General features: G+C 64.0%; 22 protein-coding genes and 3 tRNA genes. 17 read left to right on the forward strand and 8 right to left on the reverse strand.

Annotated features, from left to right (window positions below):
- The first annotated feature begins 30 nt into the window (after positions 1 to 30).
- The 4 genes from AC07SQ_RS08280 to AC07SQ_RS08295 all read left to right on the forward strand — a co-directional run bounded on the left by AC07SQ_RS08280 (position 31) and on the right by AC07SQ_RS08295 (position 4,161).
- The gene (locus AC07SQ_RS08280) at positions 31 to 954 is read left to right on the forward strand and encodes a YicC/YloC family endoribonuclease (protein ID WP_056573333.1); all 924 of its coding nucleotides are present in this window, start codon (positions 31 to 33) and stop codon (positions 952 to 954) included.
- A gap of 14 nt (positions 955 to 968) precedes the next feature.
- Positions 969 to 1,589, forward strand: a complete 621-nt coding sequence (gmk, locus tag AC07SQ_RS08285; RefSeq protein ID WP_062476362.1) for a guanylate kinase — start codon at positions 969 to 971, stop codon at positions 1,587 to 1,589.
- A gap of 31 nt (positions 1,590 to 1,620) precedes the next feature.
- Complete coding sequence (gene rpoZ / locus AC07SQ_RS08290; RefSeq protein WP_013543330.1) at positions 1,621 to 1,824, forward strand: DNA-directed RNA polymerase subunit omega; 204 nt, start codon at positions 1,621 to 1,623, stop codon at positions 1,822 to 1,824.
- A 93-nt stretch (positions 1,825 to 1,917) separates the two neighbouring features.
- On the forward strand, positions 1,918 to 4,161 hold the full coding sequence (locus AC07SQ_RS08295) for a RelA/SpoT family protein (RefSeq protein ID WP_095746649.1): 2,244 nt from the start codon (positions 1,918 to 1,920) through the stop codon (positions 4,159 to 4,161).
- Positions 4,162 to 4,170: 9 nt separating this feature from the next.
- Here the strand turns inward: AC07SQ_RS08295 and greB are convergent, their stop codons facing one another.
- Entirely contained in the window at positions 4,171 to 4,752 is a 582-nt protein-coding gene (greB, locus tag AC07SQ_RS08300) for a transcription elongation factor GreB (protein ID WP_495261191.1), read from the reverse strand.
- Positions 4,753 to 4,850: 98 nt separating this feature from the next.
- On the opposite strand from greB, the gene AC07SQ_RS08305 reads away from it, so the two are divergent.
- Complete coding sequence (locus tag AC07SQ_RS08305) at positions 4,851 to 5,411, forward strand: thermonuclease family protein (RefSeq protein WP_495272160.1); 561 nt, start codon at positions 4,851 to 4,853, stop codon at positions 5,409 to 5,411.
- 69 nt (positions 5,412 to 5,480) lie between these two features.
- Here AC07SQ_RS08305 and AC07SQ_RS08310 read toward each other — a convergent pair.
- Positions 5,481 to 5,557 (reverse strand) — tRNA-Arg (locus tag AC07SQ_RS08310).
- Positions 5,558 to 5,773: 216 nt separating this feature from the next.
- Here AC07SQ_RS08310 and AC07SQ_RS08315 point away from each other — a divergent pair.
- The gene (locus AC07SQ_RS08315) at positions 5,774 to 6,184 is read left to right on the forward strand and encodes an HU family DNA-binding protein (RefSeq protein ID WP_070062003.1); all 411 of its coding nucleotides are present in this window, start codon (positions 5,774 to 5,776) and stop codon (positions 6,182 to 6,184) included.
- A 185-nt stretch (positions 6,185 to 6,369) separates the two neighbouring features.
- Here the strand turns inward: AC07SQ_RS08315 and AC07SQ_RS08320 are convergent.
- From AC07SQ_RS08320 to AC07SQ_RS08330, 3 genes are all read right to left on the reverse strand, one after another.
- Positions 6,370 to 6,446 (reverse strand) — tRNA-Arg (locus AC07SQ_RS08320).
- A gap of 83 nt (positions 6,447 to 6,529) precedes the next feature.
- Positions 6,530 to 9,664 (reverse strand): efflux RND transporter permease subunit, encoded by a 3,135-nt coding sequence (locus AC07SQ_RS08325; RefSeq protein ID WP_495272159.1) that lies wholly within the window; start codon positions 9,662 to 9,664, stop codon positions 6,530 to 6,532.
- A 19-nt stretch (positions 9,665 to 9,683) separates the two neighbouring features.
- The gene (locus tag AC07SQ_RS08330; RefSeq protein WP_495276228.1) at positions 9,684 to 10,811 is read right to left on the reverse strand and encodes an efflux RND transporter periplasmic adaptor subunit; all 1,128 of its coding nucleotides are present in this window, start codon (positions 10,809 to 10,811) and stop codon (positions 9,684 to 9,686) included.
- 428 nt (positions 10,812 to 11,239) lie between these two features.
- Between AC07SQ_RS08330 and AC07SQ_RS08335 the strand changes: the two genes are divergently transcribed.
- The 11 genes from AC07SQ_RS08335 (at position 11,240) to xisR (ending at position 23,584) form a co-directional block, all read left to right on the forward strand.
- On the forward strand, positions 11,240 to 12,469 hold the full coding sequence (locus tag AC07SQ_RS08335; RefSeq protein WP_495272157.1) for a tyrosine-type recombinase/integrase: 1,230 nt from the start codon (positions 11,240 to 11,242) through the stop codon (positions 12,467 to 12,469).
- Between the two features lie 509 nt (positions 12,470 to 12,978).
- The gene (locus tag AC07SQ_RS08340) at positions 12,979 to 15,426 is read left to right on the forward strand and encodes a DUF5906 domain-containing protein (RefSeq protein ID WP_495272156.1); all 2,448 of its coding nucleotides are present in this window, start codon (positions 12,979 to 12,981) and stop codon (positions 15,424 to 15,426) included.
- Positions 15,427 to 16,173: 747 nt separating this feature from the next.
- Positions 16,174 to 16,458 carry a hypothetical protein gene (locus tag AC07SQ_RS08345; protein ID WP_495272155.1) on the forward strand — a complete coding sequence of 95 codons (285 nt, stop codon included), beginning with the start codon at positions 16,174 to 16,176 and terminating at the stop codon, positions 16,456 to 16,458.
- Between the two features lies 1 nt (position 16,459).
- Entirely contained in the window at positions 16,460 to 17,077 is a 618-nt protein-coding gene (locus AC07SQ_RS08350; RefSeq protein WP_495272154.1) for a head decoration protein, read from the forward strand.
- A 12-nt stretch (positions 17,078 to 17,089) separates the two neighbouring features.
- Entirely contained in the window at positions 17,090 to 17,890 is an 801-nt protein-coding gene (locus AC07SQ_RS08355; RefSeq protein ID WP_495272153.1) for a head maturation protease, ClpP-related, read from the forward strand.
- Positions 17,887 to 18,234 (forward strand): hypothetical protein, encoded by a 348-nt coding sequence (locus tag AC07SQ_RS08360; RefSeq protein WP_495272152.1) that lies wholly within the window; start codon positions 17,887 to 17,889, stop codon positions 18,232 to 18,234. The genes AC07SQ_RS08355 and AC07SQ_RS08360 overlap by 4 nt, the downstream gene beginning before the upstream one ends.
- Complete coding sequence (locus tag AC07SQ_RS08365) at positions 18,231 to 18,764, forward strand: hypothetical protein (RefSeq protein WP_495272151.1); 534 nt, start codon at positions 18,231 to 18,233, stop codon at positions 18,762 to 18,764. The genes AC07SQ_RS08360 and AC07SQ_RS08365 overlap by 4 nt, the downstream gene beginning before the upstream one ends.
- A gap of 177 nt (positions 18,765 to 18,941) precedes the next feature.
- Entirely contained in the window at positions 18,942 to 19,151 is a 210-nt protein-coding gene (locus AC07SQ_RS08370) for a hypothetical protein (protein WP_495272150.1), read from the forward strand.
- A gap of 26 nt (positions 19,152 to 19,177) precedes the next feature.
- On the forward strand, positions 19,178 to 22,345 hold the full coding sequence (locus AC07SQ_RS08375; RefSeq protein ID WP_495272149.1) for a tape measure protein: 3,168 nt from the start codon (positions 19,178 to 19,180) through the stop codon (positions 22,343 to 22,345).
- A gap of 149 nt (positions 22,346 to 22,494) precedes the next feature.
- Complete coding sequence (locus AC07SQ_RS08380) at positions 22,495 to 23,223, forward strand: hypothetical protein (RefSeq protein WP_495272148.1); 729 nt, start codon at positions 22,495 to 22,497, stop codon at positions 23,221 to 23,223.
- Between the two features lie 82 nt (positions 23,224 to 23,305).
- Positions 23,306 to 23,584, forward strand: coding sequence for an excisionase family protein (gene xisR, locus AC07SQ_RS08385; protein ID WP_495272147.1), 279 nt, complete (start codon positions 23,306 to 23,308; stop codon positions 23,582 to 23,584).
- A 1,175-nt stretch (positions 23,585 to 24,759) separates the two neighbouring features.
- Here the strand turns inward: xisR and AC07SQ_RS08390 are convergent.
- The 3 genes from AC07SQ_RS08390 to hrcA form a co-directional block, all read right to left on the reverse strand.
- Positions 24,760 to 25,599, reverse strand: a complete 840-nt coding sequence (locus AC07SQ_RS08390; RefSeq protein ID WP_495276183.1) for a hypothetical protein — start codon at positions 25,597 to 25,599, stop codon at positions 24,760 to 24,762.
- A 224-nt stretch (positions 25,600 to 25,823) separates the two neighbouring features.
- Positions 25,824 to 25,900, reverse strand: a tRNA-Ile gene (locus AC07SQ_RS08395).
- Positions 25,901 to 25,935: 35 nt separating this feature from the next.
- Positions 25,936 to 26,943 carry a heat-inducible transcriptional repressor HrcA gene (gene hrcA, locus AC07SQ_RS08400; protein WP_062476292.1) on the reverse strand — a complete coding sequence of 336 codons (1,008 nt, stop codon included), beginning with the start codon at positions 26,941 to 26,943 and terminating at the stop codon, positions 25,936 to 25,938.
- Between the last annotated feature and the right edge of the window lie 11 nt (positions 26,944 to 26,954).

The following is a 26,954-nucleotide window of genomic DNA, read 5'->3' on the forward strand; positions in this document are numbered from 1 at the left end:
TGCTTGCAAGCAAAACCACAGTGAGGCGCAATGCCAGTTTACAGCATGACCGGCTACGCCAGCGGCCAGAACGGCCCCGCAGGCAGCCACTCCGAAGCCGATGCACGGCCCTCCGCCGCGGGCCGACTCGGGGTCGAAATCCGCTCGGTCAACAGCCGCTTTCTCGACCTCACCTTCAAGCTCCCCGAGGAGCTGCGCCAGCATGAGACCGCGCTGCGCGAGCTGCTCACGGCCAAGCTCAAGCGCGGCAAGGTCGAGGTGCGCGCGGCCATCGAGAACACGTCCCAGGCGGGCGTGGTCGAGCCCTCCGTCAAGCTGCTTCAGCGGCTGAACGGCGTGCAGGACGGCATTCGTGCCTGGCTGCCCGGCGCCCGCGAGCTCAGCGTGGCCGACGTGCTGCGGCTGGCCGGCGGCGACGGCGCCACGCGCGGCGACTGGGGCCCCGACCTGCTCGACGTGGCAGGCAAGGCGCTGGAGGCGCTGATGTCGGCCCGCCAACGCGAAGGCGCCCGGCTGGCCAAGATGCTCGAGGCCCACCTGGCCCAGCTGCGCACCCTGGTGCAGCAGGCCGGCCCGCTGGTGCCACAGCTGGTCGAACAGCAGCGCAACCGCTTCCTGGAGCGCTGGCAGGAGGCCATGGGCCTGACCGCCGGCACGGGCGGCACGCTGCCCGAAGCCGCCCAGGACCGCGCCCTGACCGAAGCGACCGCCTTCGCGATCCGCATCGACGTGGCGGAAGAGCTCACGCGGCTGAATTCGCACCTCGACGAGATCGAGCGGCTGCTCAAGAAGGGCGGCGACATCGGCAAGCGGCTGGACTTCCTGATCCAGGAACTGCACCGCGAAGCCAACACCCTGGGCTCCAAGTCGGCGGCCCTGGAACTCACGCGCATCGGCGTGGACATGAAGGTCCTCATCGAACAGATGCGCGAGCAGGTGCAGAACATCGAATGACGACGAGCCTACCCATGGACTACCCCGGCAATATCTTCGTGGTCGCTGCGCCCAGCGGCGCTGGCAAATCGAGCCTGGTCAAGGCGCTCATGGAGCTCGACTCGGCCGTTCAACCCTCGGTGTCCCACACCACGCGCCCCCCCCGCGGGCAGGAAAAGCACGGCCGGGAGTACTTTTTCGCCTCCCCGAGCGAGTTCGACGCCCTCATCGCGGCCGACGGCTTCGTCGAATGGGCCCACGTGCACGGCCACCGCTACGGCACGTCGAAGAAGGCGGTCGAGGAGCGGGTGGCCCTGGGCACCGACGTGATCCTCGAAATCGACTTCCAGGGCGCGCTGCAGATCCGCAAGACCTTTGCCAACGCGGTCATGATCTTCATCCTCCCGCCCAGCTGGGAAGAGCTGCGCTCCCGCCTGGAACGGCGCGGCGAAGACAGCGCGGCGGTGATCGAACTGCGCCTGAAGAACGCGGCCGAAGAGATGGCCCAGGCCGGAAAATTCGATTTCGTTATAATCAACGAGTTATTTGAGCGCGCACTTTTCGATCTCAAGGCGATCGTCCACGCGCAGCGGCTTCGGTATTCCGCACAGCGCAGAGCCCGTGCCGATACGTTCGCCGCACTGAACATCCCTTGAAATCCCCGCTCACCGACCGAAAGAATTCATCATGGCCCGCATCACCGTCGAAGATTGTCTCGTTCAGATCCCGAACCGTTTCCAGCTCGTTCTCGCCGCCACGTACCGTGCGCGCATGCTGAGCCAAGGCCACGCCCCCAAGATCGAGAGCAAGAACAAGCCCGCCGTCACGGCCCTGCGCGAAATCGCCGAAGGCAAGATCGGCATCGAGATGCTCAAGAAAGTGCCGGGCTGATCTGACGCAGCCCCGCAACGAAAAGGCACCGCATTGCGGTGCTTTTTTTACGTCTGGACGCGTCCATAGAGCGGTCACGCTAAAGTGGTAGCCATGAGCGCGGTCGCCAAACCTCCGTCCCCCACGCCGAAACCGAGTCCGGCGGCGCTGAACGCGGCCGCCGCGAGTTTTGCCGCGCTGACGGCCCGCCTCGACTACCTCAGCCCCGAAGACACCGAACTGGTTCGCCGAGCCTACCGCTTCGCCGACGAGGCCCACCTCGGGCAGCTGCGCAACAGCGGCGAGCCATACATCACCCACCCCATCGCCGTGGCGGCGCAGTGCGCCGAATGGAAGCTCGACGCCCAGGCGCTCATGGCCGCGCTGCTGCACGACGCCATCGAAGATTGCGGCGTCACCAAGCCGGAGCTCATCGAGCGCTTCGGCGCACCGGTTGCCGAGCTGGTCGACGGGCTCACCAAGCTCGACAAGCTGCAGTTCAACACGCGCGAAGAGAATCAGGCCGAGTCCTTCCGCAAGATGCTGCTGGCCATGGCGCGCGATGTGCGCGTCATCCTGGTCAAGTTGGCCGACCGCACGCACAACATGCGCACGCTGGCCGATGCGCCGCGCGAGAAGTGGGCCCGCATCTCGCGCGAAACGCTCGAGATCTACGCGCCCATCGCGCACAGGCTGGGCCTGAACCAGACCTACCGCGAACTGCAGGACCTGTCGTTCCGCCACCTCAAGCCCTGGCGCTACGCCACGCTGGCCAAGGCCGTTGCCAAGGCGCGTGGACGACGACGCGACCTGATCCAGAAGGTGCAGAAAGAGGTCGAGACGGCCTTCTCCGCCGCCGGCATGACGCTGCGCATCGCGGGCCGCGAGAAAACGCTCTATTCCATCTACCGCAAGATGGAAGAAAAACACCTGAGCTTCGCGCAGGTCACCGACATCTACGGCTTCCGGCTCATCGTGCCGAACGTGATCGCTTGCTACACCGGCCTGGGCATCCTGCACCAGATGTACAAGCCGCTGCCGGGCAAGTTCAAGGACCACATCGCGATCGCCAAGCTCAACGGCTACCAGTCGCTGCACACCACGCTGGTGGGCCCTGCCGGCGTGAGCGTGGAGTTCCAGCTGCGCACCGAGGCCATGCACGTCGTGGCCGAATCGGGCGTGGCGGCGCACTGGCTCTACAAGGCTGCCGAGCCCAATGCCGCGAGCAACGACCGGTTGGGCACCAAGTGGCTGCAGTCGCTGCTCGACATCCAGGACGAAACACGCGACGCCGCCGAGTTCTGGGACCACGTCAAGGTCGACCTGTTCCCCGACGCTGTCTACGTCTTCACGCCCAAGAGCCAGATCATGGCGCTGCCGCGTGGCGCCACGGTGGTCGACTTCGCGTACGCCATTCACAGCAACATCGGCGACCACACCTCGGCCGCGCGCATCAACGGCGACCAGGTGCCGCTGCGCACCGAGCTGAAGAACGGCGACGTGGTCGAGGTGATCACCGCGCCCGTGTCCACGCCCAACCCCGCCTGGCTGGGCTTCGTGCGCACCGGCCGGGCACGCTCCAAGATTCGCCACTACCTGAAGACGCTGGCGCATGCCGAGTCCGAAGGCCTGGGCGAGAAGCTGCTGGCGCAGGCACTGCGCGCCGAAGGCCTGGGCAAGCTGCCCGAGGAAGACGACGAACACCAGGCGCTGTGGGAGAAGCTGCTGCGCTTCACCGGCAACCGCACTCGCGCCGAGCTGCTGACCGACATCGGCCTGGGCAAGCGCATCGCGAGCATCGTCGCCAAGCGGCTCATGGCGCTGCTGGCCGAGATCGGCGAGCGCCCCGACGCCCTCCTCCTGAGCCGCGAGCGCTTCACCTCGCACGAGGCCGTGTCGCAAGGCGCGGTGACGCTCGATGGCAGCGAAAACTCTTCCGTGCGCTTTGCGCAGTGCTGCCGGCCCATTCCCGGTGACCAGATCGTCGGCTACCTCGGGCACGGCGAAGGGCTGGTGGTGCACACCGACGACTGCGGCGTGGGCCAGCGCCTGCGCAACAAGGACAGCGAGCGCTTCTTCGCGGTCGAATGGGCCGACGAGCCCACGCGTGCCTTCGAAACCGGCGTGGTCATCACCGTGCGCAACGACAAGGGCGTGCTCGCCCGCGTGGCGGCCACGCTGGCCGATGCCGAGGCCGACATCACGCACGTGGAAATGGCCGACGAGACCCCGCAGGATTCGACCGACCTGCGCTTCGTGATCGCGGTGCGCGACCGCACGCACCTCGATGCCGTGCTGCGCGCCGCGCGCCGGACCGCGTCGGTGCTGACCGCGGCACGGACGATTCCGGCGCCCTGACCTTCTTCGTCAGTTCGCTGGCGTGCGCGGCGCCGGATAGCTCACCGACAGGATCTCCACCTCGTGCGCCCCGCCCGGCGTCACGAGCTTCACGACATCACCTTCACGCGCCTTGAGCAGCGCACGCGCGATCGGGGAGATCCAGCTGACCTCCGACTTGGCGCTCTCGGCCTCATCGATGCCGAGGATCGTGACGCTGCGCTCGTCGCCGGTCTCATCGACATAGCGGACCGTGGCGCCGAAGAAGACCTGGTCGCGACCATGGTGCACCGACGGGTCGGTGATCTCCGCGATCTCGAGCCGCTTGCCGAGGAAACGGATGCGCCGGTCGATCTCGCGCAGGCGCTTCTTGCCGTAGAGGTAGTCGCCGTTCTCGGAGCGGTCGCCGTTCTTCGCGGCCCAATGCACGGCCTCGACGACCTTGGGGCGCTCCTCGTCCATCAGCTGCAGCAGTTCGTCGCGCAGGCGCGCGTAGCCTTCGGGCGTGATGTAGTTCTTGCTGCCTGCCGGCAGCGCGGGTGCGGCGCCGCCTGCGCCGTCATCGTCGTCGTCCGCATCGGCGTCCGACTCCTTGGTGAATGCCTTGTTCAATGCAGAGCCCTTCAAATCGGAAATACTGGGCGCCCTTGCCGCGCCCTACAAGCCGGTGAGTTTGCCGCAACCGCAATCCCCAGGAGACAGGAGCCCCCGTGATCGCCACCGGACATTTCCCATGCCGTCGCCATGTCTCGGCGGGGCTTCATTTGTACGCTCTCGCGGTCCTTGCTGCCGCACTGGGCTTTCTTCCCGTGGACACCCACGCCAGGACGCAGACCTGCTTCGTCGTGAGCATCCACAGCGGCGACACCCTCACTGCCCGCTGCGGCGACGCGGCCAGCGCCAGTGCGTGGCGCCGCGTGCGCCTGCAGGGCATCGAGGCGCCGAAGCCCGGACAGCCCTTTGCCGAGCAGGCTCGGCAGAAGATGCACGACATGGTTCGCCTGAAGCCGGCGGACGTCGACTGCGACGCGTCCACATCCCATGCCCGCGCGCGCATCTGCCGCGTGATGGTGACGCCGGATTCGGCACCCAACGGCCCGAGGACGCTCGACGCAGGCCTGGCGCTGCTGACCGTCGGCTTGGCGCGCTGGCAGCCCGCACAGGCGCAACGCCTGTCGCCCCAGGAGCGTGGGCAGTATGAATTCGCGGAGGAAGAAGCCAGGGCCAAGCGGGCTGGCCTCTGGAAAGACGCGCGACCGACGCGACCTTGATGCGAGCGCGGCGCAATGACCGGCCAAAGAAAAAGGGTTAGCTCGAAAAACGAGCTAACCCTTGAAGAGTGGTGCGGCTGGCAGGAATTGAACCCACGACCCCTTGGTTCGTAGCCAAGTACTCTATCCAACTGAGCTACAGCCGCACAGCTTTCGATTATAGCGTGTTTTTTCGCCCGTCCCAACCTTTGTGATCGAAAGCTGAAAATACGGACGACGGCCACCCGCAATGGGGTTTGTTGCAACGCATCCGACCCATGCCGTTCCAAAGAGGCCCTTCCGACCCGGTACACTCCGCCCCGCCCGGAATAAGCCTGGGCCGCCGTAGGCAACACGGCGCCATACCATCCAAGGAATACTGAATGAACCGCATCGAACTGGTCGAGAAGATCGCCACCACCCACAACCTGAGCAAGGCCGAGGCCGCACGCGTCCTCGAAACGATCACCAGCAGCGTCGTCGCTGCCGTGAAGAAGGGCGATTCGGTCCAGCTGGTCGGCTTCGGTACTTTCAAGCAAGTCGCACGCGCTGCACGCTCGGGCTTCAACCCCCAGGCCGGCACCAAGATCAAGATCGCCGCCACCAAGGTGCCGAAGTTCGTCGCCGGCGCTGCCTTCAAGGCCGCCATCGACCCCAAGGCCGCCAAGCGCAAGGCTGAAAAGGCTGCTGCTGCACCCGCTGCCAAGAAGGCCGCCGCTCCCAAGAAGGCAGCTGTCACCAAGGCAGTCGTCGCCAAGGCTCCCGCCAAGAAGGCCGTCGCCAAGAAGAAGTAAGACGCATGGTGCGACGCTGCACAGGCGTGGCCTGGCAGTCGTCCGTATCGACGTCAAAAAGCCGCCCTCGGGCGGCTTTTTTGTGGGCGCCTGCCGCGCAGCGAATACGGGCGACGAAACCCTCTCTGTGAGGGCCCCAAACGAAAATAGCCTGGAAGAGAAACTCTTCCAGGCTATTCGAGAGATGGTGCGGCTGGCAGGAATTGAACCCACGACCCCTTGGTTCGTAGCCAAGTACTCTATCCAACTGAGCTACAGCCGCGCAGCCTTGAATTCTACCCCGCCGAAAGCGCTGTTCCGGCGAGGCCTTTCAAAAAAGCTTCACGGCCTTGCGATGCGACGGCCTCAGGCCACCTGTTCGCCGCCCTCCTCCGCCTTGCGCCCCATCAGCCGTGCGGCCACGCGCTTCACCAGCAGGTAGAACAGCGGCACGAAGAAGATGCCCAGTGCCGTCGCCGCGAGCACGCCGCCGAACACACCGGTGCCGATCGCGACCTGGCTGCCCGAGCCCGCGCCGGTGGCCACCGCCAGCGGGATCACGCCCGCCAGGAAGGCCAACGAGGTCATCAGGATCGGCCGCAGCCGCAGGCGCGCGCCTTCGGCCACCGCTTCGAGCAGCGGCACGCCACGGCGCAGCGCGGCTTCCGCGAACTCGATGATCAGAATCGCGTTCTTGGCCGACAGCCCGATGGTCGCGAGCAGCCCGACCTGGAAGTAGATGTCGTTCGACAGCCCGCGCAGCGCCGCCGCGATCACCGCGCCGAGCACGCCCAGCGGAATCACCAGCATCACCGACACCGGCACCGACCAGCTCTCGTACAGCGCCGCCAGGCACAGGAAGACCACGAGGATCGACAGCGCGAACAGCAGCGGCGCCTGCCCGCCCGACAGCCGCTCCTGGTACGACAGGCCGCTCCAGGCCTGGCCCGTGCCGCTCTGCTTCTTCGCGAGGGTCTCGATGGCCGCCATGGCCGTGCCCGAGCTCGTGCCCTGCGCGGCCGCGCCCTGGATCTGCACCGCGGGCAGGCCGTTGTAGCGCTCGAGCTGCGACGCGCCCTGCGACCAGCGCGTGGTGGCAAAGGCCGAGAACGGCGTCATCGCGCCCGTGCTGCCGCGCACGAACCACTGGCCGATGTCGTCCGGCGCCGAGCGGTACGGCGCATCAGCCTGCACGTACACGCGCTTCACGCGGCCGCGGTCGATGAAGTCGTTGACGTAGCTGCCGCCCCAGGCAATGCCCAGCGTGGTGTTCACGTCGTCCAGCGACAGCCGCAGCGCCGAGGCCTTCAGCTGGTCGATGTCGACCTGCAGCTGCGGCGTGCCGGCCACGCTGTTGGCGCGCACCGACTGCAGGCGCTTGTCCTTGTTGGCCTCGCGCACCAGCTTTTCGCGCGCCTGCAACAGCCGCTCGGCGCCCATGCCCGAGGTGTCCTGCAACCAGAACTCGAAGCCGTTCGATTCGCCCAGCCCTTCGATGGGCGGCGGCACCATGCCGAAGACCTCGGCGTCGCGCTGCTGCTTGGCCAGCGCCTTGCCGGCGCGCTCGACGATGGCGTGCGCGCGCTTGTCGGCGCTGGCGCGTTCGGACCAGTCCTTCAGCGAGACAAACGTCATGCCCATGTTCTGCCCCGAGCCGCTGTAGCTCCAGCCGGTGAGCGTGAAGATGGTGTCGGTCGTGTCCTTCTCGGTCTCGAGAAAATGCTTTTCGATGGCGCGGTTCACTTCGTCGGTGCGGCCCGAGGTGGCGCCGGCCGGCAGCGTCGCGATCACCATCACGCTGCCCTGGTCCTCTTCCGGCAGGAAGCCGCCAGGCAGGCTCAGGTACAGCAGGCCCATGCCGGCCACGATGGCGACGTACACCGCCGTGAAGCGCAGCGGCTTGCGCAGGATGCGGCCCAGCACGCCCACGTAGCGGCCCTGCGCGGCATCGAAGCGGCGGTTGAAGGCGCCCAGGAAGCCGCGCGTGCGCGGCGGCACGCCGGCCTTCAGGAAGCGCGCGCACAGCGCCGGGATGAGCACGATGGCCACCACCACCGACAGCACCATCGACGCGATGATGGTCACCGAGAACTGCCGGTAGATCACGCCCACCGAGCCGCCGAAGAAGGCCATGGGCAGGAACACCGCCGACACCACCACCGCGATGCCGACCAGCGCGCCGGTGATCTCCTTCATCGATTTGATCGTGGCGGCCTTCGCATCGAGCCCCTCTTCGTGCATCACGCGCTCGACGTTCTCCACCACCACGATCGCGTCGTCCACCAGCAAGCCGATGGCCAGCACCATGCCGAACAGCGTGAGCACGTTGATCGAATAGCCGAAGGCCGCCAGCACGCCGAAGGTGCCCAGCAACACCACCGGCACGGTGATCGCGGGGATCACCGTGGCGCGCCAGTTCTGCAGGAAGAGGAACATCACGACCACCACCAGCGCGATGGCCTCCAGCAGCGTCCGGATGACCGACTGGATCGAGATCTTGACGAAGCGGGTCGTGTCTTCCGCGTAGGCCACGCGCAGGCCGGCGGGCAGCGAGCGCTCGAGATCGGCGATGCGCGCCTTCACCGCGCGGGCGGTGGTCAGCGCGTTGGCGCCGGGCGCCAGCATCACGGCCGAGCCTGCGGCCGGGTGGCCGTTCAGGCGTGTGGTCTCGGCATACGACTCGCTGCCGATCTCCACGCGCGCCACATCGCCCAGCCGCACCACGGCGCCGTCGGCCTGCGTCTTGAGCACAATGGCCTTGAACTGGTCGGGCGTCTGCAGCCGCGACATCGCGGTGACGGTGGCGTTCAGGTGCTGCGTCGGCGCCGACGGCCGCGCGCCGATCTCGCCCACCGACACCTGCGTGTTCTGCGCGGTGATGGCGGCCGTGACGTCGGACGGCATCAGCTGGTAGCTGACCAGCCGGTGCGGGTCGAGCCAGATGCGCATGGCGTACGCCGCGCCGAAGGCCTGCACCGAACCCACGCCGTCGACGCGGCTGATGGGGTCGCGCAGGTTGCTGGCCATCCAGTCGGCGATGTCGGTGTCGGTGCGCTGGCCGGTCTCGTCGTAGAGCGCCACGATCAGCAGGAAGTTGTTCTGCGACTTGGCAACCGTCACGCCCTGCTGCTGCACCGCCTGCGGCAGCCGGCTGGTGGCCTGGCTGACCTTGTTCTGCACCTGCACCTGCGCGGTGTCGGGGTCGATGCCCTGGCGGAAGGTGACGTTGATCTCGGCCCAGCCGGCGGCGCTGCTGGTCGACTTGAAGTACATCAGGCCGTCGATGCCCTTGAGCTGCTGCTCGAGCACCTGCGTGACGCTGTTTTCCACCGCCTGCGCCGAGGCACCGGGGTAGTTGGCCGACACGACCACGGTCGGCGGCGCGATGTCCGGGTACTGCGACACCGGCAGCGTGCGAATGGCCACGCCGCCGGCCAGCATGATGAGGATGGCAATGACCCAGGCGAAGACGGGCCGCTGGATGAAGAAATGGGCGATCACGGAAGGTTGTCGCTTCTCATCAATCGGCCGGGGAAGGCACAGCAGCGGACGATGCGCCCGCCGTGGACACCGGCACCGGCTTCACTTTTTCGCCCGGGCGCGCGCGCTGCAGGCCGTCGACCACCAGGCGGTCGCCCTCGCGCAGGCCCCGGGTCACGACCCAGTGCTCGCCCTCGGTGCTGCGCACTTCGAGCGCGCGCAGTTCGACCTTGTTGTCGGCCGCCACCACCAGCGCGGTCGGCTCGCCCTTCTCGTTGCGCGCCACGCCGCGCTGCGGCGCCAGGATGGCCTGGCGCTCCACGCCGGACTCGACCTGCGCGCGCACGTACATGCCCGGCAGCAGCAGCCCTTGCGGGTTCGGGAATTCCGCGCGCAGCGTGACCGAGCCGGTGGCCTCGTCGACGGCCACTTCGGAGAACTTCAGCGTGCCGGCATGCGGGTAAGGCAGGCCGTCTTCCATGCGCAGGCGGACCTGGGTGCTGGCCGGCGCCATGTCGCCCGAAATGAAGCGGCGCTTGAGCTTCGTCAACGCCAGGCTCGACTGCACCACGTCGACATAGATCGGGTCGAGCCGCTGGATCGTGGCCAGCGCCATCGCCTGGCCCGGCGCCACGAGCGCGCCTTCGGTCACGGCGGAGCGGCCGACGCGCCCCGCGATGGGCGCGGTGATGCGTGTGAAGTCGAGGTTGATGCGCGCCGCCTTCACGGCCGCCTGCGCGGCCTTCACGCCGGCTTGCGCCTGCACCAGCGCCGCCTGCGCCTCTTCGTGTTCCTGCCTGCTCACGGCGTTGGCCTTGACCAGTTCGCCGAAGCGATCGGCCTTGCCGCGCAGGCTGGCGATGGTGGCCTGCGACGTGGCCAGCGTGGCCTGCGCCTGCTCGTGCGCGGCCTCGAACGGGCCGGGCTCGATCTCGTAGAGCACCTGGCCCGCGCGGACCATGCCGCCCTCTTCGAACAGCCGCTTGCGCACGATGCCGTTGACCTGCGGCCTCACCTCGGAGACGCGGTAGGCGGCCGTGCGGCCCGCGAGCTCGGTGTGCACAGCCACGTCGCTGGCGTGCAGCGCCACCACGCCGACTTCGGGCGGCGCATCATCGGTGGTGGAAGCCCGCTTGGCACCGCATGCAGCGAGCGCGAGCAGGGACATCGGAAGCAGGAGCTTGAAAAGCGGGGTCATGGCCATCGGGAATCGCAGTGCGGCGCGCGCAGGGATCACCCGGCCCGTTACATTTGCACTCAAATGGTGCATTTTGCCTTCGATGTTGCATTGCAACCTGAAGGAATCCTGTGTTTGCCGTAGGTGAAATCGGCGGCGGCCGCAGGCCTCGCTCGCGCGCCTCTGGCACCAAAGAAAAAGGCCGCGCAATGCGGCCTTCGTCGGAGTGTCTACAGAGGGGGGAATGTGTGGTGGTAGGCCGTGAGTGGCTTGAACACTCGACCAACGGATTATGAGTCCATTTTTTGCACCTGCAGACGGGAGCCCGAGTTGCCATCCTCCCTATGAAAGCTTGGCCTCAGTATGTCATGTGTGGTCAACTGTAGGCACTTTTTTGCCTTCACCAGCGCCTACACGAGATGCCTACACACTCAGTCCGGATCACCGACAGCGAAGCTCGCAAGATACCCGCGCCAGTCACTAGTTACTCGCTCCACTGGTGTCCCAGAACTCCAGGATTTGCGTTGCGAGTGACGGCGAACGATGCTCGCGCATGGGTCTTTGAACGTCGGGTGGATGGCAAGACCGTCCGACGCACTCTCGGCGCCGCGTCGGGGCGAGGCGCCATAAGCGCAGACGCGGCTCGCAAGTTGACTGTCGACGTTTCGAGCGAACTACAGCAGGGTGTCGACCGACTGGAAACAAAACGCGAACGCCGCGCGGCGGTAAAGGCTGAGGTCGACACGTTCGCGGTCGCCCTGCGCGCCTACGTCAAGAACAAGCGCCGCGCCAAGGACAAGCTGCCACTGAAGGAGCGAACCAAGGCGGACTATCTCGCGATGATTGCTCCTGCCGAACTGCTCAAGAACGGCAAGCTCACGCAAGCGGGGCCGCTGCATGCACTGGCAGATATTCCGATCAGCCGACTGGATGCCACCACCATACGCAACACGTACGACGCCGCAGCATCTCGCGGCGAGCGGCAACAGAGCTACAGCATGCAAGTGTTGCGCGCCGTTTTGCGACACAAGGGTGTGATGATCGCGGACAACCCGCTTAGCCCCACGACGGCCGGCGAGGACCGCGTGGCCATTGCACCAAGTCGCGGCAAGCCCTCGCCCATCCCTACAGACCGCCGGGGCGCTTGGTGGCGCGCAGCCTGCGCCGTGGACACCCCAAGCGCGGACATGCTGCGGTTCGAGTTGCTGACTGGCTGCAGACCCGGTGAAGCTGCGGGGATTACCCTGGAAGACGTCGACCTGCGCGGCGGCCGAATCACCCTGCCCGACACCAAAAACAGACGCACACATGTGTTGCTGCTCTCGAGTCAAACACGAGCCATCGTAGAAAAGCACGTGAAGGGCAAGGTAGCCAGCGCGCCCCTTTTCGGCGTGAACAGCGCACCAAAGACACTGACCGCGATCAACGAGGCCGCGGCGGTCGCTGGCATTTCACCGCACAAGCTGCGGCACACCTTCGCCTCAATCGCCGCGCAGTTAGTTCCGGTCTACACGCTAAAGCGCCTGCTGAACCACATCCCTGCGAACGACGTCACTGACGGCTACGTTGAAGTGAGCGAAGAGCAGTTGCGCGCTGGGTGGCAAGCAATCGCGGACCATATCGAGGTGTGCGCCAAAGTTTCGCAATAGCGAATCTATTGCAAACAAGTTGCGTTAATAGTCTTCCTTAGCCTATGATGCTCATCAATGGGCCAACAGCCCGGCTTAAAGGACCTCTGTTGGATTGCCCGCGCATCTAAGCCTGTCCGCGCGTGCTCTGAAGACAGGGTTGGAAATGGCGCTTCCGCGCTACCCAAACGACTGAGGACCCGCCCTCAGCGAGCGACCTGGGGGAGATCGGTCGAGCGGCCCGTCGATGACGACGGGTCAAAGCTCACCCATCCAAAGCCCGGCATGTCCGCTACCCCTGCAAGTTCACCGACCAAACCCTTTGCTGATCGCATAGGCCTCACAGATGTAGAGATGGCCTCCGCTCTCGGCGTTTCTCTCACTTGGATACGGCGAGATCGGCGACGTCAGCGCCTGCTGCCGTTCTACCGGATCGGAGGGGTGATTCGCTACAACCCGCAGCACGTCCTTAAGGCCCTGGACCGTCTCGCCGAGGGCGGCACACCGCTGAAGCGGAAGGGTGCCGCCGCATGAACGCAAATGACAACGGCCGCTTGCTGGACACAAGCGGCCGTCTAGAGAAGCAGGCAGCCAACGAAAGCAACCTTGCGAGCAATTTTATCGGGAGCTATGCAATTGCGCAATCGCAGACAATCGTGTTCACGACGTTTCCCGACGTTGGAGCCAAGACCCGACGCACGCAGTCGTTGTCCTGGAGCGACTTTTTCGAGCAGTTGCGCACCGGTAAGGCCTACCCACACAAGTATGCGTGCCCATTGCTGTCTTTCGCGGAGTTCGGCAACCTAGCTACTGAGAGCGGTTCGCTGAAACACGGCCCAAACGTGCGGCACTACACCGGCGTGGTTGGCGACTACGACGGCGGAAAGGTGACGGTCGACGAGGCCGCAGCCAGAGCCCGCATTGCTGGCATCCGATGCCTGTTCTATACGACGAGTCGCCATACCCCCGAGACCCCTCGCTGGCGTGTCGTCGCACCGCTGTCCAAAAGGTGCAATCTTGCGGCCATGGTCGAGATGGCTGAGGTGCTTAACGGGGCACTGGGCGGCATCCTCGCGAGCGAGAGCATCTCGCATGGTCAAGGCTTCTACTTCGGTCGCGTTCGTGAGGTGCCTTACGAGGTGCGCAACGTCGAGGGGGGAACATGGCTTGACGATGGGCCCGACTTGTTCACCGCGCCCGTCGCGATCCGCAAGGTTCGACCGGAACGGCCAGCGCCTACAGACGACAACGAGGCCGCACTACTCGCAATCGGGGGTTTGCCCCCGCCGCCGCTGGAGGTCATCGCGTCTGCAGCCGCCGCCATTCCCAACGACGGCGTGCACCCCAAAGCCCTGTCGGATTGGTTCGAGTGGCGAGACGTATTGTGGGCAATCAAAGACGGCGCAGGTGAAGCGGGCCGCGACATCGCAGAGGAACTGTCGCTGCGGCACCCGGAGTGCACGCCGCGTGACTTCGCCCACCAGTGGGAGCGACGCGAGTCTAGGGTCGATGGCGAAAAAATTCGTGTCGGCACGCTGCTGGCACGCGCTAAAGAATGCGGTTGGATCGACCCACGCACAACAACATCTCGCGACGAGCAGCGGCGGCAACGGCAACAAGCGGAAAACGCACGGATGCAAGACACCGACACCAGCGCCATGCCAACCATCATGAGCGTCGCGGAGATGGAGGCCAGCTGCGTGTGGATCGGCGAGGGTAGCCAGGTAGGCCTACTCCACGACCCACGACAAGTGCTCAGCTTCACCGACTTCGCCGGGCTGACCGCGGCGTCCGCAACCGAGGTCGAAGACAAGACAGCGAAGGCCGAGAAGCCGAAGTTGCGCGAGATTCCAAACGCGAACATCTGGAAGAAGTCGCCCGTTCGAAAAACCGTCGCCACACGAACATTTCACGCCGGCGCGCCGCGGCTTTGCACAGACCCCGACGGCAAGCTGGCCTTGAACTCGTGGCAATCCATCAATCGATGGGCAGCGAACGCAGACATCGATTTGTTCCTCGAACAGCTGGCGTATCTGTTCCCCGACATTGTCGAGCGCGAAGCCTTCCTAAATTGGCTGGCGCACATCGAACAGCGCCCGGGCGAGTTGCCGCACTATGGATGGCTGCATGTCGCATCCAACACCGGCACCGGCCGCAATTGGCTGGCCAGTCTGCTTGCGCGGCTGTGGCGAGGCCAGGTTGCACCGAACGTCGACCTCCCGGCGCTCATGGATTCGCAGTTCAATGGGCAACTCGCGGGCCGCATTGTGGCGATCGTTGACGAAGTGCAGGAAGGCGCGGGCGAGAACCCCCATCGCAACGCGAATCGGCTGAAATCGATCGTCAACGCCGAGTTCAGAGACATCAATCCCAAATTCGGGCGACAGTACCGAGAGCACAACTCCTGCCGTTGGCTCGTGTACAGCAACCATGACAATGCGCTGCCCATCACTGGCACCGACAGACGCTTTCGAGTCGCGCGCCACACCGCACCGCCGCGCTCGCCCTCGGACTACTCGCGGCTATACCAGGCGTTGAGCGATCTTGAATTCGTCAACGCCGTCGGCGTCTACCTGCGCGATCGAGATATCTCAGCGTTCAACCCTGGCGAGCGGCCGCCAATGAGCGACGCCAAGCTCGCGGTGATCGCAGCGTCAAAGTCGCTGATCGTCAAGTACGCGGAGGATCTCGTTGCCAATTGGCCCTCGGATGTGGCGACCAATCGCGAAGTGGCCCGGGCACTGTCCGACGGTTCTGAAGGGGCAATGCTCACCAACGCGATGCGGCGGGCTCTCGAGGAACTGGGCTGCGAAAGCATCGCGAAGCCCCTGAAGGTCAACGGGTCCGCGCATCGGTGCTGGATTCTCCGAGACCCCGATAGGTGGCGCAGCCGTACGCCGGGCGAGCTCAGCGCAGAGGCGCGCCGCTCGCAGGATGAGGTCGAGCACGCCCGCATGGCAAGCGACCTCTTCGCCTAACCGCACCGGTTACGGGTTACAGCAGTTACGCCCACTCTAGTAAGACCTAAAGAGAAATTCTGAATAGGAGAGTTTGGGCTACCGGGGGTCAGCGTAACCCGCGTAACCCGTAACCGACCTCGCTCCACCCCGCGCACTCCAACGACCACAGGAAGAATCGATGAAGGAACAACCCCTCGCACTAGCAGCACTGCGTCACGACCTGCAGAGCCTCAGCGCCAACGCTGCGCGCATGGCGTGCGTCTACCTCGAGAACATATCCCTAACTGACTGGTGGGCAAGTGCACTATGGCGCGACCTCCGAAGCCGGGCGGGTGACGCGCCATTGCCTGACATCGACATACTTTCAATCGAGTTCGGCGAGCCGGGGCACTGGCGAACCAACGCATACGTGAGCGGCGACGCCATGGAGGCGCGCCTATGGCTCAGCGCGGTGACCGCCCTATCAGCCCAGTATGTACCCCCTGCCCCCTGAGGGGACGGCACATCCGACACGACCGCACGCTCGATATCCGCCGGGGACCCTGTAGGGTCGCCACGACCGTGCGGGGACGAAGAGGCCCGGGGCTCGCGAGTTTTCAAGATTTCATATCTTGAATTGCGCGATTGCGCAATTGCCTGCAGATTGAAGCGGCGCATAGATAAGCGACCGTTGGTGTCCCGACGCGACAAGCGTTGAAACACAGCGAGACCAGACAAGACGCTGCGAAATCGTGCCGCAGGGCTTATTAGTGCGCGAAATTGACCATGAAGGCCTCTCACCAAGTGAAGGCCTTCATGAAATTGACAAAACCGCGCCCGTACACGGTGCACCATCTGCTCCACGTCAAAGACGCTGCGGCGCGTGCCGGTCTCAGCACCAAGCTGTTCATCGTCGCCGCTGAAGCTGGACAGCTTGGCGCCGTCGAACTGATGTACATCGGCCGCCAGCAGTTTGTTCGCGCATCCGCACTTTCAGACTTTTTGCAAGGCGGGCACGTGGCCGACGATGAGGGCTCCGACCTCTTCGCTCCCGTCGCCGGAGGTGCTTGAAATGGCGACCATCCTCACCTCGACTCCCCGCCTGGCAGAGTTCGTCCTGAGTGAAGCCCGAGGCCAGCGCAGCCGCGAGAACATCGTGGTCACGCAAAGCGGCTCGGCGGTGAAGTCGGGCACGCTGCTGACCCAGTCCGGCGATGCCGGCGCCGGCGCATTCGCGATGCAGGCGGGCGCGACCGGCAACCCGACGTCGGGCCCCATCACCGTCGGCGCCGCTGCGCAAGCGGGCGTCTACCGTGGCCGCTTCACGGCGCCCACCAAATTCGTCGTCGAGGACCCCGAGGGCGTCACCATCGGCAACGGCACGTTGGGTGCGGCCTTCAACAAGGGCGGTCTCGGCTTCACGCTGACCGCTGGCGGCACCGCCGCCGTGGACGGGGACGAGTTCCAGATCGTGGTGGCTGTGGGCTCGCTGAAGTACACGCCCTACGTGGCCGCTGGCGCTGCCGGCCCGGCCGACGCGGTGCTCTACAACTACCTGCCGGCCAAGACGGGCGATACGCGCGCCGTCGGCTTCGTGCGCGACTGCGAAGTCAACCGCGATGCACTCACCGGCCTGGACACCCCCGCCATCGCGCAACTCGGCCGCAAGGGCGTGATCGTCCGCGACTAAGCCCACCTCCACATGAAACGCTACGGACAATTCCATGCGAGGGGCGAGCAGGCCGTGCTGTGGATCGAGGGAGAGATCGGTAGCAGCGGAGTGCAGGCCAAAGAGTTTCGCGCGGCACTGGCGGACACGCCGGGGGCTGCTCTCACCGTCGAGATCAATTCGCCCGGCGGCGACGTGTTCGCGGGCCTCGCGATCTACAACATGCTGCGCGCCTCGGGCAAGACCATCACCACGAAGGTCACGGGCATCGCCGCATCTGCCGCTTCGTTGGTAATGATGGCCGGCGATATCAGGGAGATGCCAGAGGACACATACGTCTTTGTGCACAACCCGTGGGCTGAGGTGGTCGGCACCGCCGACGAAATGCGAGAGACCGCTGACGTACTCCACAAGATCGGCGAGAGCTTGGCGGCCACCTACGCGGTACGCACCGGCCTGAGCGAGGCAAAACTGCACGCGCTCCTGGCCGCAGACACATTGATGACCGCGAGTGAAGCGCGCACGCTGGGCTTCGCGACCAAGGTCACCGCGCCGATTGACGCTTGGGCGCGCATCAGCCCGCTGCAGGCAAATCTACCGGCCAAGGTACAGGCCCTCCTGCGAGCCTCAGCGGCGCCACCTCGCTCAACCGCGAATTTGGAGACGGAGATTCGAGCTCTCTGCGCGTATGCGAATCGCCCACAAGCCGCCGCCGAATTCATCGCCGCCGGCACGCCTCTCTCGCAGGTGCGCGCCGCATTGCTAAATGGGCTCACCGCCGCAAACAGCACTTCAGCTATCTGGGACCGATATCACAACCAAGGAAAGAAATGATCGACATCGAACGCTTGAGTCTATTGCTGGACCGGGGTGACGCAGTGGCCGCAGCGTCCAATCAGTCGCGCAAGGCATTGATAGAGAAGGAAGCCTCGCTCCGAGAGGCTCGCGTTGACCTCGAACAAGCAGAGGCTGCTGTAGCACGCTACCGCGGCCCTAAGAGCGGTCTTGCATCGCTCACCACGAGCGTCGATGCCAAGCGCACAAAGTGCAAGGCACTTGACACCAGCATCGGTCGCCAGCGTGCCGCGCAAACAGCCCTCGCACGTCGCGTGCAGCCTTGGCTGACCTACTGCCAGGCTCTTCGAACTCTCGCCAAGAAACATGGGGTCGAACTGTGAACACCATCCTGAAGAATATCGAATCGGCGCGCGAGCAGATCGCGAAGCTGGAGCAGTTGTTGAGCGATCCGGCCAACGCCCATGCATCGCGCACAGAAGTGGAAATCGTGTTGCGGGCACAGATCGACGCCTGGCACGATCAAGCCACGGATCGCGTGGCCTCTGACCTGCAGCGAATCGCCGCAGGGGACACTCTCGTGGAATTGCTTTCGCCCGAGGTGATCGACTTCGCATTGGACCCGGCTGTAGCACTCCGCGAGGTGGTTTCGGAAACGCGCGCTTGGCTCACTTTCGCGCTCGGAAAAACCGAGATGCTCAAGCGATTCAAGCCGCTGCTCGATCAGATGCCGGAAGGTTTCGGCGCCAAGGAACGCGCGGTCCACCTTGCGGGTATCCGTCGGAAGATCGAGCAGGCAGAGGTCCTGGAAGAGAAGCTGTGGCGCGAGGCGGATGCGCAGGGTATCGACATCGACCCGCGGCCCGGCCAGCGAGCAGAGGCCGCCATCCTGATCGGGTTTGGTGTCGAATGATCCGCGATCCGATGCACAGCCTCAGCGCCGATCAGACGGAGTACCTCCACTGCCCTGCGCAGGCGCGCGCCTACATCGACACACTCCCTCTGAAGCAACGCGCGTCGCTACGCGCTGCCGCAGAGTGGTGCAGGCAGTGGCCCATGCCCAAACTCCCGACGACACGGAGCGCCGCCCATGCTTGACACACGCAAACGCCGCGAGCAGCGAGTAAAGGCCCGTATCGCTGCCGCAGGGTTGCGTGTTGAGCCCGTTGGCACGGCCGGCGCGCTGCGCATCCATGGGCCGGGCGTTGATGTGACGGTGAGCGACTTGCATCACGTCTCCGCGGTGGATTTGCGCCCCGCTCTTGAGCCCGAGCTGCAAGCTCTCAACCCCGCCGCGTAGCGGTACAACACCAGAAGGGTGCCGCAATGGCAACGAGTAACAGCAATCGCGATGTCCGCATGACGCTCGGTGTAGACGTCGAGGCCACGGGTGTCGATGGCCTTGCCGACGACCTCAAAGACCTAGGCGCGGCCGGGAAGAATCTCTCCCCAGAGTTCGCCAAGGTCGCCGCAGAACTCGAGGCGGCCACCGCGGCGACGAAGGCTTTCCGCGCGGCAGAGGCGGCGCTTGAAGCCGAAGTGAAGGCGAGCAAACAGGCGCTGACGGATCAGCGCGATGCCCTCGCCCGTACGCGACTCACGACCAGCGAAGCCGACAAGGCGACCGATGCATACCGGCAGGCGGTCAAGGCGGCACAGCTTGCCATCCTCGACAGCCGAGCCGCGCTGCGCACTCAGGCCGAGGCGCTCGACAAGTCGGCGACATCGTCACGCATCGCTGCCGCGGCGGAGAAGAACCTGGCCGACCAGCTGCAGCGTACCGGCGTCGCGGCGGCGAGCTCCGGCCGGCAGCAAGTCGCGGCAAACACTCAAACCGCAGATGGCCTGCAGCGCATTCAAAACCAACTTCGGGGGGTGCAGCAGGCGGCCGCCGCGATTGTGGGCGGACAACTGCTCGGCGGCTTGGCGGGCGACGTCGCAAAGACCGCCGACGAAGCCGCGAACCTCGCCGCGCGCATCAAGCTGGCGGTCGGCGATGGAGAGGCGCTCAAGATCGCGCTATCCGGAGTGTTCGAGGTCGCGCAGCGCACGGGCACGGCCGTTGGCACAGTCGGTGACCTTTTCACGCGGCTTGTGGCTGCAGGCAAACAGATCGGCGTTACCAACGCTGAAGCACTGGCACTCACCGAGACCATCGCGCAGGCCGCGCAGCTCTCGGGCGCGAGCGCCGAAAGCGCGGGCGCCGCGATCACCCAGTTAGTCCAGGGCCTGCAGGCAGGCGTTTTGCGAGGCGACGAATTCAATAGCGTCATGGAGCAGGCGCCGCGCCTCGCGCGCGCCCTCGCCGACGGGCTCGGTGTCACGACGGGCGAACTTCGAAAGCTGGCGGAGGCCGGTACGCTGACGTCGCAAACAGTCATCAGCGCTTTGCGCGGTCAAGGCGCCGCCTTGCGCGCGGAGTTCGACCAACTGCCGCAGACCATCGGGCGCTCGATTACCAATTTGTCGACCGCTTGGACGCAGTATGTCGGCGAAGTCGACAAGGCCACAGGCGCCAGTTCGACCATCGCCGGCGCAATCAATGCATTGGCAAAGAACCTGGACACAGTCGTGTCCGTGCTGCTCGCCGCCGGCAAAACGGCTGCAGCATTCCAAGCTATTCGGCTGGCGCAGACGTTCACAGGCATCGGTGTTGCCGCCAAGGTGGCCACCGCTGAAACGGTAGCCTTTACCGCAGCACAGACCGCCGCGAATGCAGCCAGTACTGCGAGCGCAGTTGGTGTCGGACGGCTAGCGAGCCTCCTAGGGACCTTGAAGCTCGGCGCGCTGGTCGCTGTCGCCGTCAACATCAAGGAAATAGGCACCGCCATCGGCGAGCAGATCGCGAAATGGCGAGGCGCTGACGATGCCTTGCGCGACCTCGAAGGCCGCATGCGCGCGCAAGATGCCGCCGCGCGAGCGCTCGCGGAGACCAATGCGGCTTTGGCACAGCGCGCGCAGATCGCTGCCGACAAGGCGCTGGGGCTTGGCACGGAGGCTCAGGCGTTGATCGGAACGTTTGAGAAAGCCCGGCAGGCGGGGGACACCGTCGCCGATTCGCTAGACAAAGTGGCGAAGGCCCTGGACCTCTCGAACGTACAGGGCATCGAGGCAGCCGGTGCGGCACTGGACGCACTTGCGGTGCGCGGCAAGATCTCAGGCGAGCAAGTTCGTGAGGCGCTTGCAGCGGCGCTCAGCACAGAGGACCTTGGGAAATTTCAAACCGAAGCGGCTGCGACTTTTGACAATAGCGAGATAGGCGTTCGCCGCTTGGCCGCCGCGATCGATGCGGTGGGCAACGAGTCGTTGCGCCGTGCTGGCCTGAGTGCTCAAGAGCTCGCTACGGGCTTCGGCGCGACAACCGCGCGCATGCTCAACGACGTCGATGCGCTTGCCGCTACGTTCGATAGGCTGGGCGCAAAGGGGCCAGAGACAGGTCGAGCGCTTGGTCAAGCGCTGGATAAGGCAGTCGCCTCGGCAAACACTGAGCGCGCGCTGCAGGCCCTCATTCAGCGGTATGAAGAACTAGGCCGGGCCGGGCGTCTCTCCGGGGAGCAAGTTGCAGCGGGCCTCGAAAAGGCGCGGGAGAAGATCGACGGACTGCTACCGGGCGTTGGGAGCTTGCGCGAAGCGCTGCACGACTTCGGTTTGCAGTCGTCGGAAGAACTCCAGGCAACCGCAAGCCGATTCGAAGAGTCCTGGAAGATCATCCGCGACAGCGTGACAACCAGCCTCGACGACAAGATCGTTGCCTTTGAGAAGTATGCAGCTGCAGCCATCGCCGCGAACAAGGGCGTCGAATCGTCGGAGGTGTCACTGCAGAGAGAGATGCTTCGCACACGACAGATTGCGGCCCAAGGATCACCATCGCCGAACGGCGCCCCCCTGCGCCCGCAGCGCGGCACGCCGCCCCCGACGCCCAGCGCACCCCGGCAGAACAGCCAGCAAGGCGGACGCAACGACGACGGCACCTATCGGCGCAACGAAGACAGCCTCGGCATCATTGGCCCCAATCAAGAGGTGAAGTCGCAACTCGGAGGCACGCGCGAAGAACGGCTGTCCGGGCAAAACGCTGTCGATAACCGGCTCATGTTCGAGCTACGAAACAAGTTGGAAGCTGGCACGCTGGAGCCCGACGATGTCGCCGCGTTGAAGACCGTAATACACGCACTGCAGCAAAACGCGCAGGTGAATGCAGATGTCATGCGGCGGAACCCGGGAGCCATCTCGCTGGAAGGTGCGCGCGACGATCGCGCCTGGCAGGCGACACGCGCGCAGTTCGAGGGTGCCGTGGCTCGGCTGGAAAAATTGGAAGCAACCGCAGTCGCGGCTACACCAAGCACGCCGGCGCTCATGGGCGGCAGCACGTCACACACATTGACCATTGATATCGGCGGTGGCCGTCGAAGCCTTTTCAACATGGCCACCGAAGCCGATGCCGCCGGCATCATAGGGCTTCTGTCTCAGCTTAAAAACGCAGCGAGTGTCTCCTGAGGTATTGACCACGGAGCCTTTTGCCAGCCGACAATGTTGGGATGGAACAGGATCGCTACCTACGCTTGCTAGCTGAGTTTGACGGGCTCATTGAGCTCGGGGTTTCCGTGTCAGCAAGAACAGTAGGCATGCTGCCTACTGAGATGCATTTGAACTACCTCGATGCGATCTATACAAAAATCCTCGCACATGCAATTAGCCTTCGTCGGCTCTCACCTGCTCTTCCGGAGGTGCAGGGGCAGATTTGGGACCCCGCATCGGCCAGTGCAGTAGCGCGATGTCTGATTGAAGCCCATGACCTCCTGAGCTACATGGCGCACCAAGGTGAAGGACCGGAGGAACAAGATTTCAGGGTTTTGCTATGGCGGCTACACGACGCCCATCGGCGAATCAAGATGGCCGACGCGATCGGATCAATGCATCCGAAGGTGCAGCAGATTCGCGACGAAGCCAGCTCGTTGAAGAAGCAGGTAACAGAGCACCGCTGGTTCACTCGACTTTCCAATGGAATGCAGCGGAAGGTCCAAGATGATGACGCCCCGCACGCGACACTCACGCAAAAAGCCATGAACGAGCGAAATGTGGTGAATCACGATTACCACACGGCCGCGACTATGTGGCTTTCTCAGTACGTCCACACCTATCCAATGTCCGTGCACCAGCTACGCGCCTTCCGCGCAGGTACTGCCGAGGCGCTCAATGTTTGCGCTATGCCTATCCAGTACGCATGCGGCTTCTTGGCAAGCGCGATAGCCAAGATGGTGGATACGTTCCCTAGCGCTGCGCCCACCCCGACGTCGGATCAACAGCGCGCCCTTTCATCCTGGCTCGCGGCGGTGCGGAATGGCGTTAAGGGCCTCCCTGCATCAGCCCCTTGAGGGCAAACGGTTTCGGGAGAAACCCCCGAGGTTTCGACGAAAACCCTAGCATTGCGCCTCTAGCAACCAGAGGATTGGGACAATGCAACATGAAACACCCGATGCCGAGCTAAAGCGCGCGGCCGCCGCGTACCTCATGCGTGAAGCGACGCCAGAGGTCCCGCCGCCGGTCTACCTGGCGCCCGACCGCTACGTGATGGTCAGCGTCTACGCGGCCATCACCGGCCGCAGCGAGAACTCCATCCGCATGAAGATCCGCGACGGCAAGTGGCTGGAGGACCGTGAGTTCATCCGAGACCCGGACGGCACTGTGCTGATTGACCGGGAAGGCGTTCAACGCTGGGTGGTGAGCCGATCGTGAGCGAGTCAGCAACTAGGCTCATTGTTGACCTTGACGACGCGACGGCCCCGTCCTGATCAAAGGGCATCTACTCGAGTGTTTTTATTTCCGCTAGCCGGATGCGTTCACGCACCCACGCCGCCCCGCCCAAGGCCTTGCACTTTTCCCACTCTGCGTCGGTCATTCGCAAAGGCCGCGACTTCATGAGTTCACCCGTTGGGCTGATCGGCTTGCGGCCTTGACCTCGGTCGTTTGGGGGCTTCTTCATGGGTGAATTGTATGTGCGCAAACAACCGCGGATAGTGTTTTCGCACTCACGAAAACAAGTTGATTTTGTATATGCGCTGAAGCACAATGGCCTCACCGCAACAAACTGAGATCACAAGCATGAACCAATCGCAACACATCAGTGCCAAGTGTGCTGTGCAGATGTCCGAAGCACTGAAACAAGGCCCGTGCACGGTGGCCGAGTTGGTCACCTTGACGACTGTTGAAACTGCAGCCGTCGAGCGATGGCTTTCACATATGCAGACTTTCAACAGGGTGAGCGTAGGCGGCGCCGATCAGCCAAGGCCGAGGTATCGCTGGTTGCCAGCCACAGAAATCCAACAGTGAGTCCCCACATTCAGTCGCATTGGCCCGTGGCGCCGGGGACTTTAGAGGAAAGTTGGAAATTACCGATCGTTGATGGTACGCTGCAATGCAGCGTACCAACGAGACACCGTCGATTTCCTGCCTGCGGCACAAGAAAGTTGACCTCGTTCTTGCATTTGACGGTTGGGGCCAAATGTTGTAGAGCCGAGACCGCATCCGTGATGTTTGTAACAGAGTGGGTAGTTTTCAGAGGATAGTTTTGTAACGGTCCTGTCTAAGCTTGTTGACGGTACCGCTACTCTCATCCGACAATAGTTGTCAATGGGCGTCACTTCAAAAAAGGTGTCGCCCTTAAATGTTTATCGAAACAGCAAGGAAAACCAATGGTCCAACAGCTTTTGACACAGTACGGCCCGCTGGCATTGCCCGTGGCTACAGTGCAGGCGCAGGCAGTTGGCGGACTACGCGGCACGGTAGTTACGACCGTTCATGCCCAAGACGTGCTACGGGGGCAGAGTGAGCTCGTTCGGAGAAATCCGGCGCCAGATTCGTCGCCGGTCGTTCAAACGAACTTTAAGGAATTCAGTTTCAGCTACTGAGCCTTACTCGAAGGGTACAGAGTACTCAGCCCAACTCACGTGCAGAGAACGGGTGAAAATTCTTAGGTTCACGTCGTGAGCCTTTGCGTCCAAAAAGTGAGCAAGCGTCGGCGGGTCATGTGAGAACAGAAGATTCTCAGAGAAAGTCCCGCCGGCCGCGTTAATCCCAGCCTCTTCTGCGCTGGCGACATCGCGCACCAAGCACGGCACATGAGTGGCCCCTGCTAGTCCAGCGCCAAACGTTCGGTGGAAACCGTTGTGCAGCAGGTACTTGCCGTTGTATCGCACCACGTGCACCAATGGCAGGCTGATATTGAATCCGACACCAGCGTGGTTAGGCGATAGCATCCCGGCCGTCGTAGCTTTCCAGTTCAAGCTACGAGAACTGATCAGCAAAGAATTTGCTCCCGGCGTGACCTGATAGGGCTCGATAGGCGCGTTGCTGGGCAAGCACGCATCAATCAATTCATCGAGCGTCGGCGGCGCGGAGAACGGCGCGCAGTGATGGGAAGACCGGCTCGCATCAACGTGAAACTGGAATGCGAGGAGGGGTCTTATTTCGACCAGTTCGAATCGGCACTGCGCAATCATCCCCATCCAAGGCTGAAGCCAAGGTTGCGCATACAAGGCTGCTATGCGCGGGGTATGGCTTGCCGGGATCGGCTGGACGGTCGGGTGTCCAGCCTGCGGCGTTGGCACCCCAAGCTTGGCCACCGCTGAACGCCAGTCTGCGATCAATACGGAATCGTCAGCGCCTGGAGGCGGCACACAATGGGTACGCAGATAGGCGACGGCAGATGGCTCGTCCATGAAACCGACCAATGATTTTCCTGGTGTTGGCATATGAGCTATTTGTTAAACATGGTTTCCTGCGACCACTACCATGCATTGTAGGGATACTGCTTTCCTTCCATGTCTTTTCATACAGTGCCGCATAGTCGGCTGGTGGCTCCGCAAAATGCCACCCTGCAACAACTGATATCGTCTGCGTGTCCAGGTCGGGGCCTTCACAGGCGCCTACACGAAAAAGCCTGCTATCTTTTGGATAGCAGGCTTTTCTTATTTGGTGGTAGGCCGTGAGTGGCTTGAACACTCGACCAACGGATTATGAGTCCGCTGCTCTAACCAACTGAGCTAACGGCCCACGCGGGCCCGATTCTATGCGCCGCGCGCAGCCGCTTACTTGCGGTGGCTCAGCGCGTTGCTCACCAGCCGCGACGTGATGTCGACGATCTGGATCATGCGGTCGTACGGCATGCGGGTCGGGCCGATCACGCCCAGCGTGCCGACCACCTGGCCGTCCACCTCGTAATTGGCGCTGACGATCGACAGCTCCTCGAAGGGCACGACCTGGCTTTCACCACCGATGAAGATGCGCACGCCCTCGGCCTTGCTCGACACGTCGAGCAGCCGCATCAGCTGCGCCTTCTCTTCAAAAAGATCGAAGGCACGCCGCAGCTGCCCCATGTCACTGGAAAAATCGGTCACCGACAGCAGGTTGCGCTCGCCGGAAATCACGACGTCGTCGGCCTGCGCATCGGTGAGCACTTCGGAGCTGACCTGCACCGCGGCCTGCATCAGCGCGGCGATTTCACCGCGCAGCTTCTCGACTTCGGACTGCAGCCGGTCGCGCACCTGCTCGATCGTCAGGCCGGCGAAGTGCGCGTTGATGTAGTTCGAGGCCTCCACCAGCTGCGACTGCGAGTAGTCGGACTCCGGAAAGATCACGCGGTTCTGCACGTCGCCGTCGGGCGACACGATGATCACCAGCAGCCGCCGCTCCGACAGGCGCAAGAATTCGATCTGCTTGAACACCGAGACGCGCCGCGGCGCCATCACGACGCCCACGAACTGCGACAGGTTCGACAACAGGTGTGCGGCGTTGGCGATCACCTTCTGCGGCTGGTCGGCCGCCAGGCTTGGCGTGCTCATCTGCTCGCGCTGCGCGGTCAGCATGGTGTCGACGAAGAGCCGGTAGCCGCGCGTGGTCGGCACGCGTCCGGCCGAGGTGTGGGGGCTGGCAATGAGCCCCAGCGCCTCGAGGTCGGACATGACGTTGCGGATGGTCGCGGGCGAGAGATCCAGCCCCGCCGAACGCGAGAGCGTGCGTGATCCGACGGGTTGCCCATCGGCGATGTAACGCTCGACCAGCGTCTTCAACAGCAACTTGGCACGGTCGTCCAGCATTGCAAGATTTT

The sequence above is a fragment of the Variovorax sp. GW821-FHT06D12 genome (assembly GCF_059419205.1).

Bases quoted from the DNA above. Each gene is read 5' to 3' on its own strand.
- AC07SQ_RS08350 (WP_495272154.1), top strand. From the start codon at position 16,460: ATGGCGACCATCCTCACCTCGACTCCCCGCCTGGCAGAGTTCGTCCTG.
- AC07SQ_RS08355 (WP_495272153.1), top strand. From the start codon at position 17,090: ATGAAACGCTACGGACAATTCCATGCGAGGGGCGAGCAGGCCGTGCTG.
- AC07SQ_RS08315 (WP_070062003.1), top strand. From the start codon at position 5,774: ATGAACCGCATCGAACTGGTCGAGAAGATCGCCACCACCCACAACCTG.
- AC07SQ_RS08330 (WP_495276228.1), bottom strand. From the start codon at position 10,811: ATGTCCCTGCTCGCGCTCGCTGCATGCGGTGCCAAGCGGGCTTCCACC.
- AC07SQ_RS08295 (WP_095746649.1), top strand. From the start codon at position 1,918: ATGAGCGCGGTCGCCAAACCTCCGTCCCCCACGCCGAAACCGAGTCCG.
- AC07SQ_RS08280 (WP_056573333.1), top strand. From the start codon at position 31: ATGCCAGTTTACAGCATGACCGGCTACGCCAGCGGCCAGAACGGCCCC.
- AC07SQ_RS08335 (WP_495272157.1), top strand. From the start codon at position 11,240: ATGCCTACACACTCAGTCCGGATCACCGACAGCGAAGCTCGCAAGATA.
- AC07SQ_RS08345 (WP_495272155.1), top strand. From the start codon at position 16,174: ATGAAGGCCTCTCACCAAGTGAAGGCCTTCATGAAATTGACAAAACCG.
- AC07SQ_RS08370 (WP_495272150.1), top strand. From the start codon at position 18,942: ATGCTTGACACACGCAAACGCCGCGAGCAGCGAGTAAAGGCCCGTATC.
- hrcA (WP_062476292.1), bottom strand. From the start codon at position 26,943: ATGCTGGACGACCGTGCCAAGTTGCTGTTGAAGACGCTGGTCGAGCGT.
- rpoZ (WP_013543330.1), top strand. From the start codon at position 1,621: ATGGCCCGCATCACCGTCGAAGATTGTCTCGTTCAGATCCCGAACCGT.
- xisR (WP_495272147.1), top strand. From the start codon at position 23,306: ATGCAACATGAAACACCCGATGCCGAGCTAAAGCGCGCGGCCGCCGCG.
- AC07SQ_RS08390 (WP_495276183.1), bottom strand. From the start codon at position 25,599: ATGCCAACACCAGGAAAATCATTGGTCGGTTTCATGGACGAGCCATCT.
- AC07SQ_RS08340 (WP_495272156.1), top strand. From the start codon at position 12,979: ATGAACGCAAATGACAACGGCCGCTTGCTGGACACAAGCGGCCGTCTA.
- gmk (WP_062476362.1), top strand. From the start codon at position 969: ATGGACTACCCCGGCAATATCTTCGTGGTCGCTGCGCCCAGCGGCGCT.
- AC07SQ_RS08375 (WP_495272149.1), top strand. From the start codon at position 19,178: ATGGCAACGAGTAACAGCAATCGCGATGTCCGCATGACGCTCGGTGTA.
- AC07SQ_RS08360 (WP_495272152.1), top strand. From the start codon at position 17,887: ATGATCGACATCGAACGCTTGAGTCTATTGCTGGACCGGGGTGACGCA.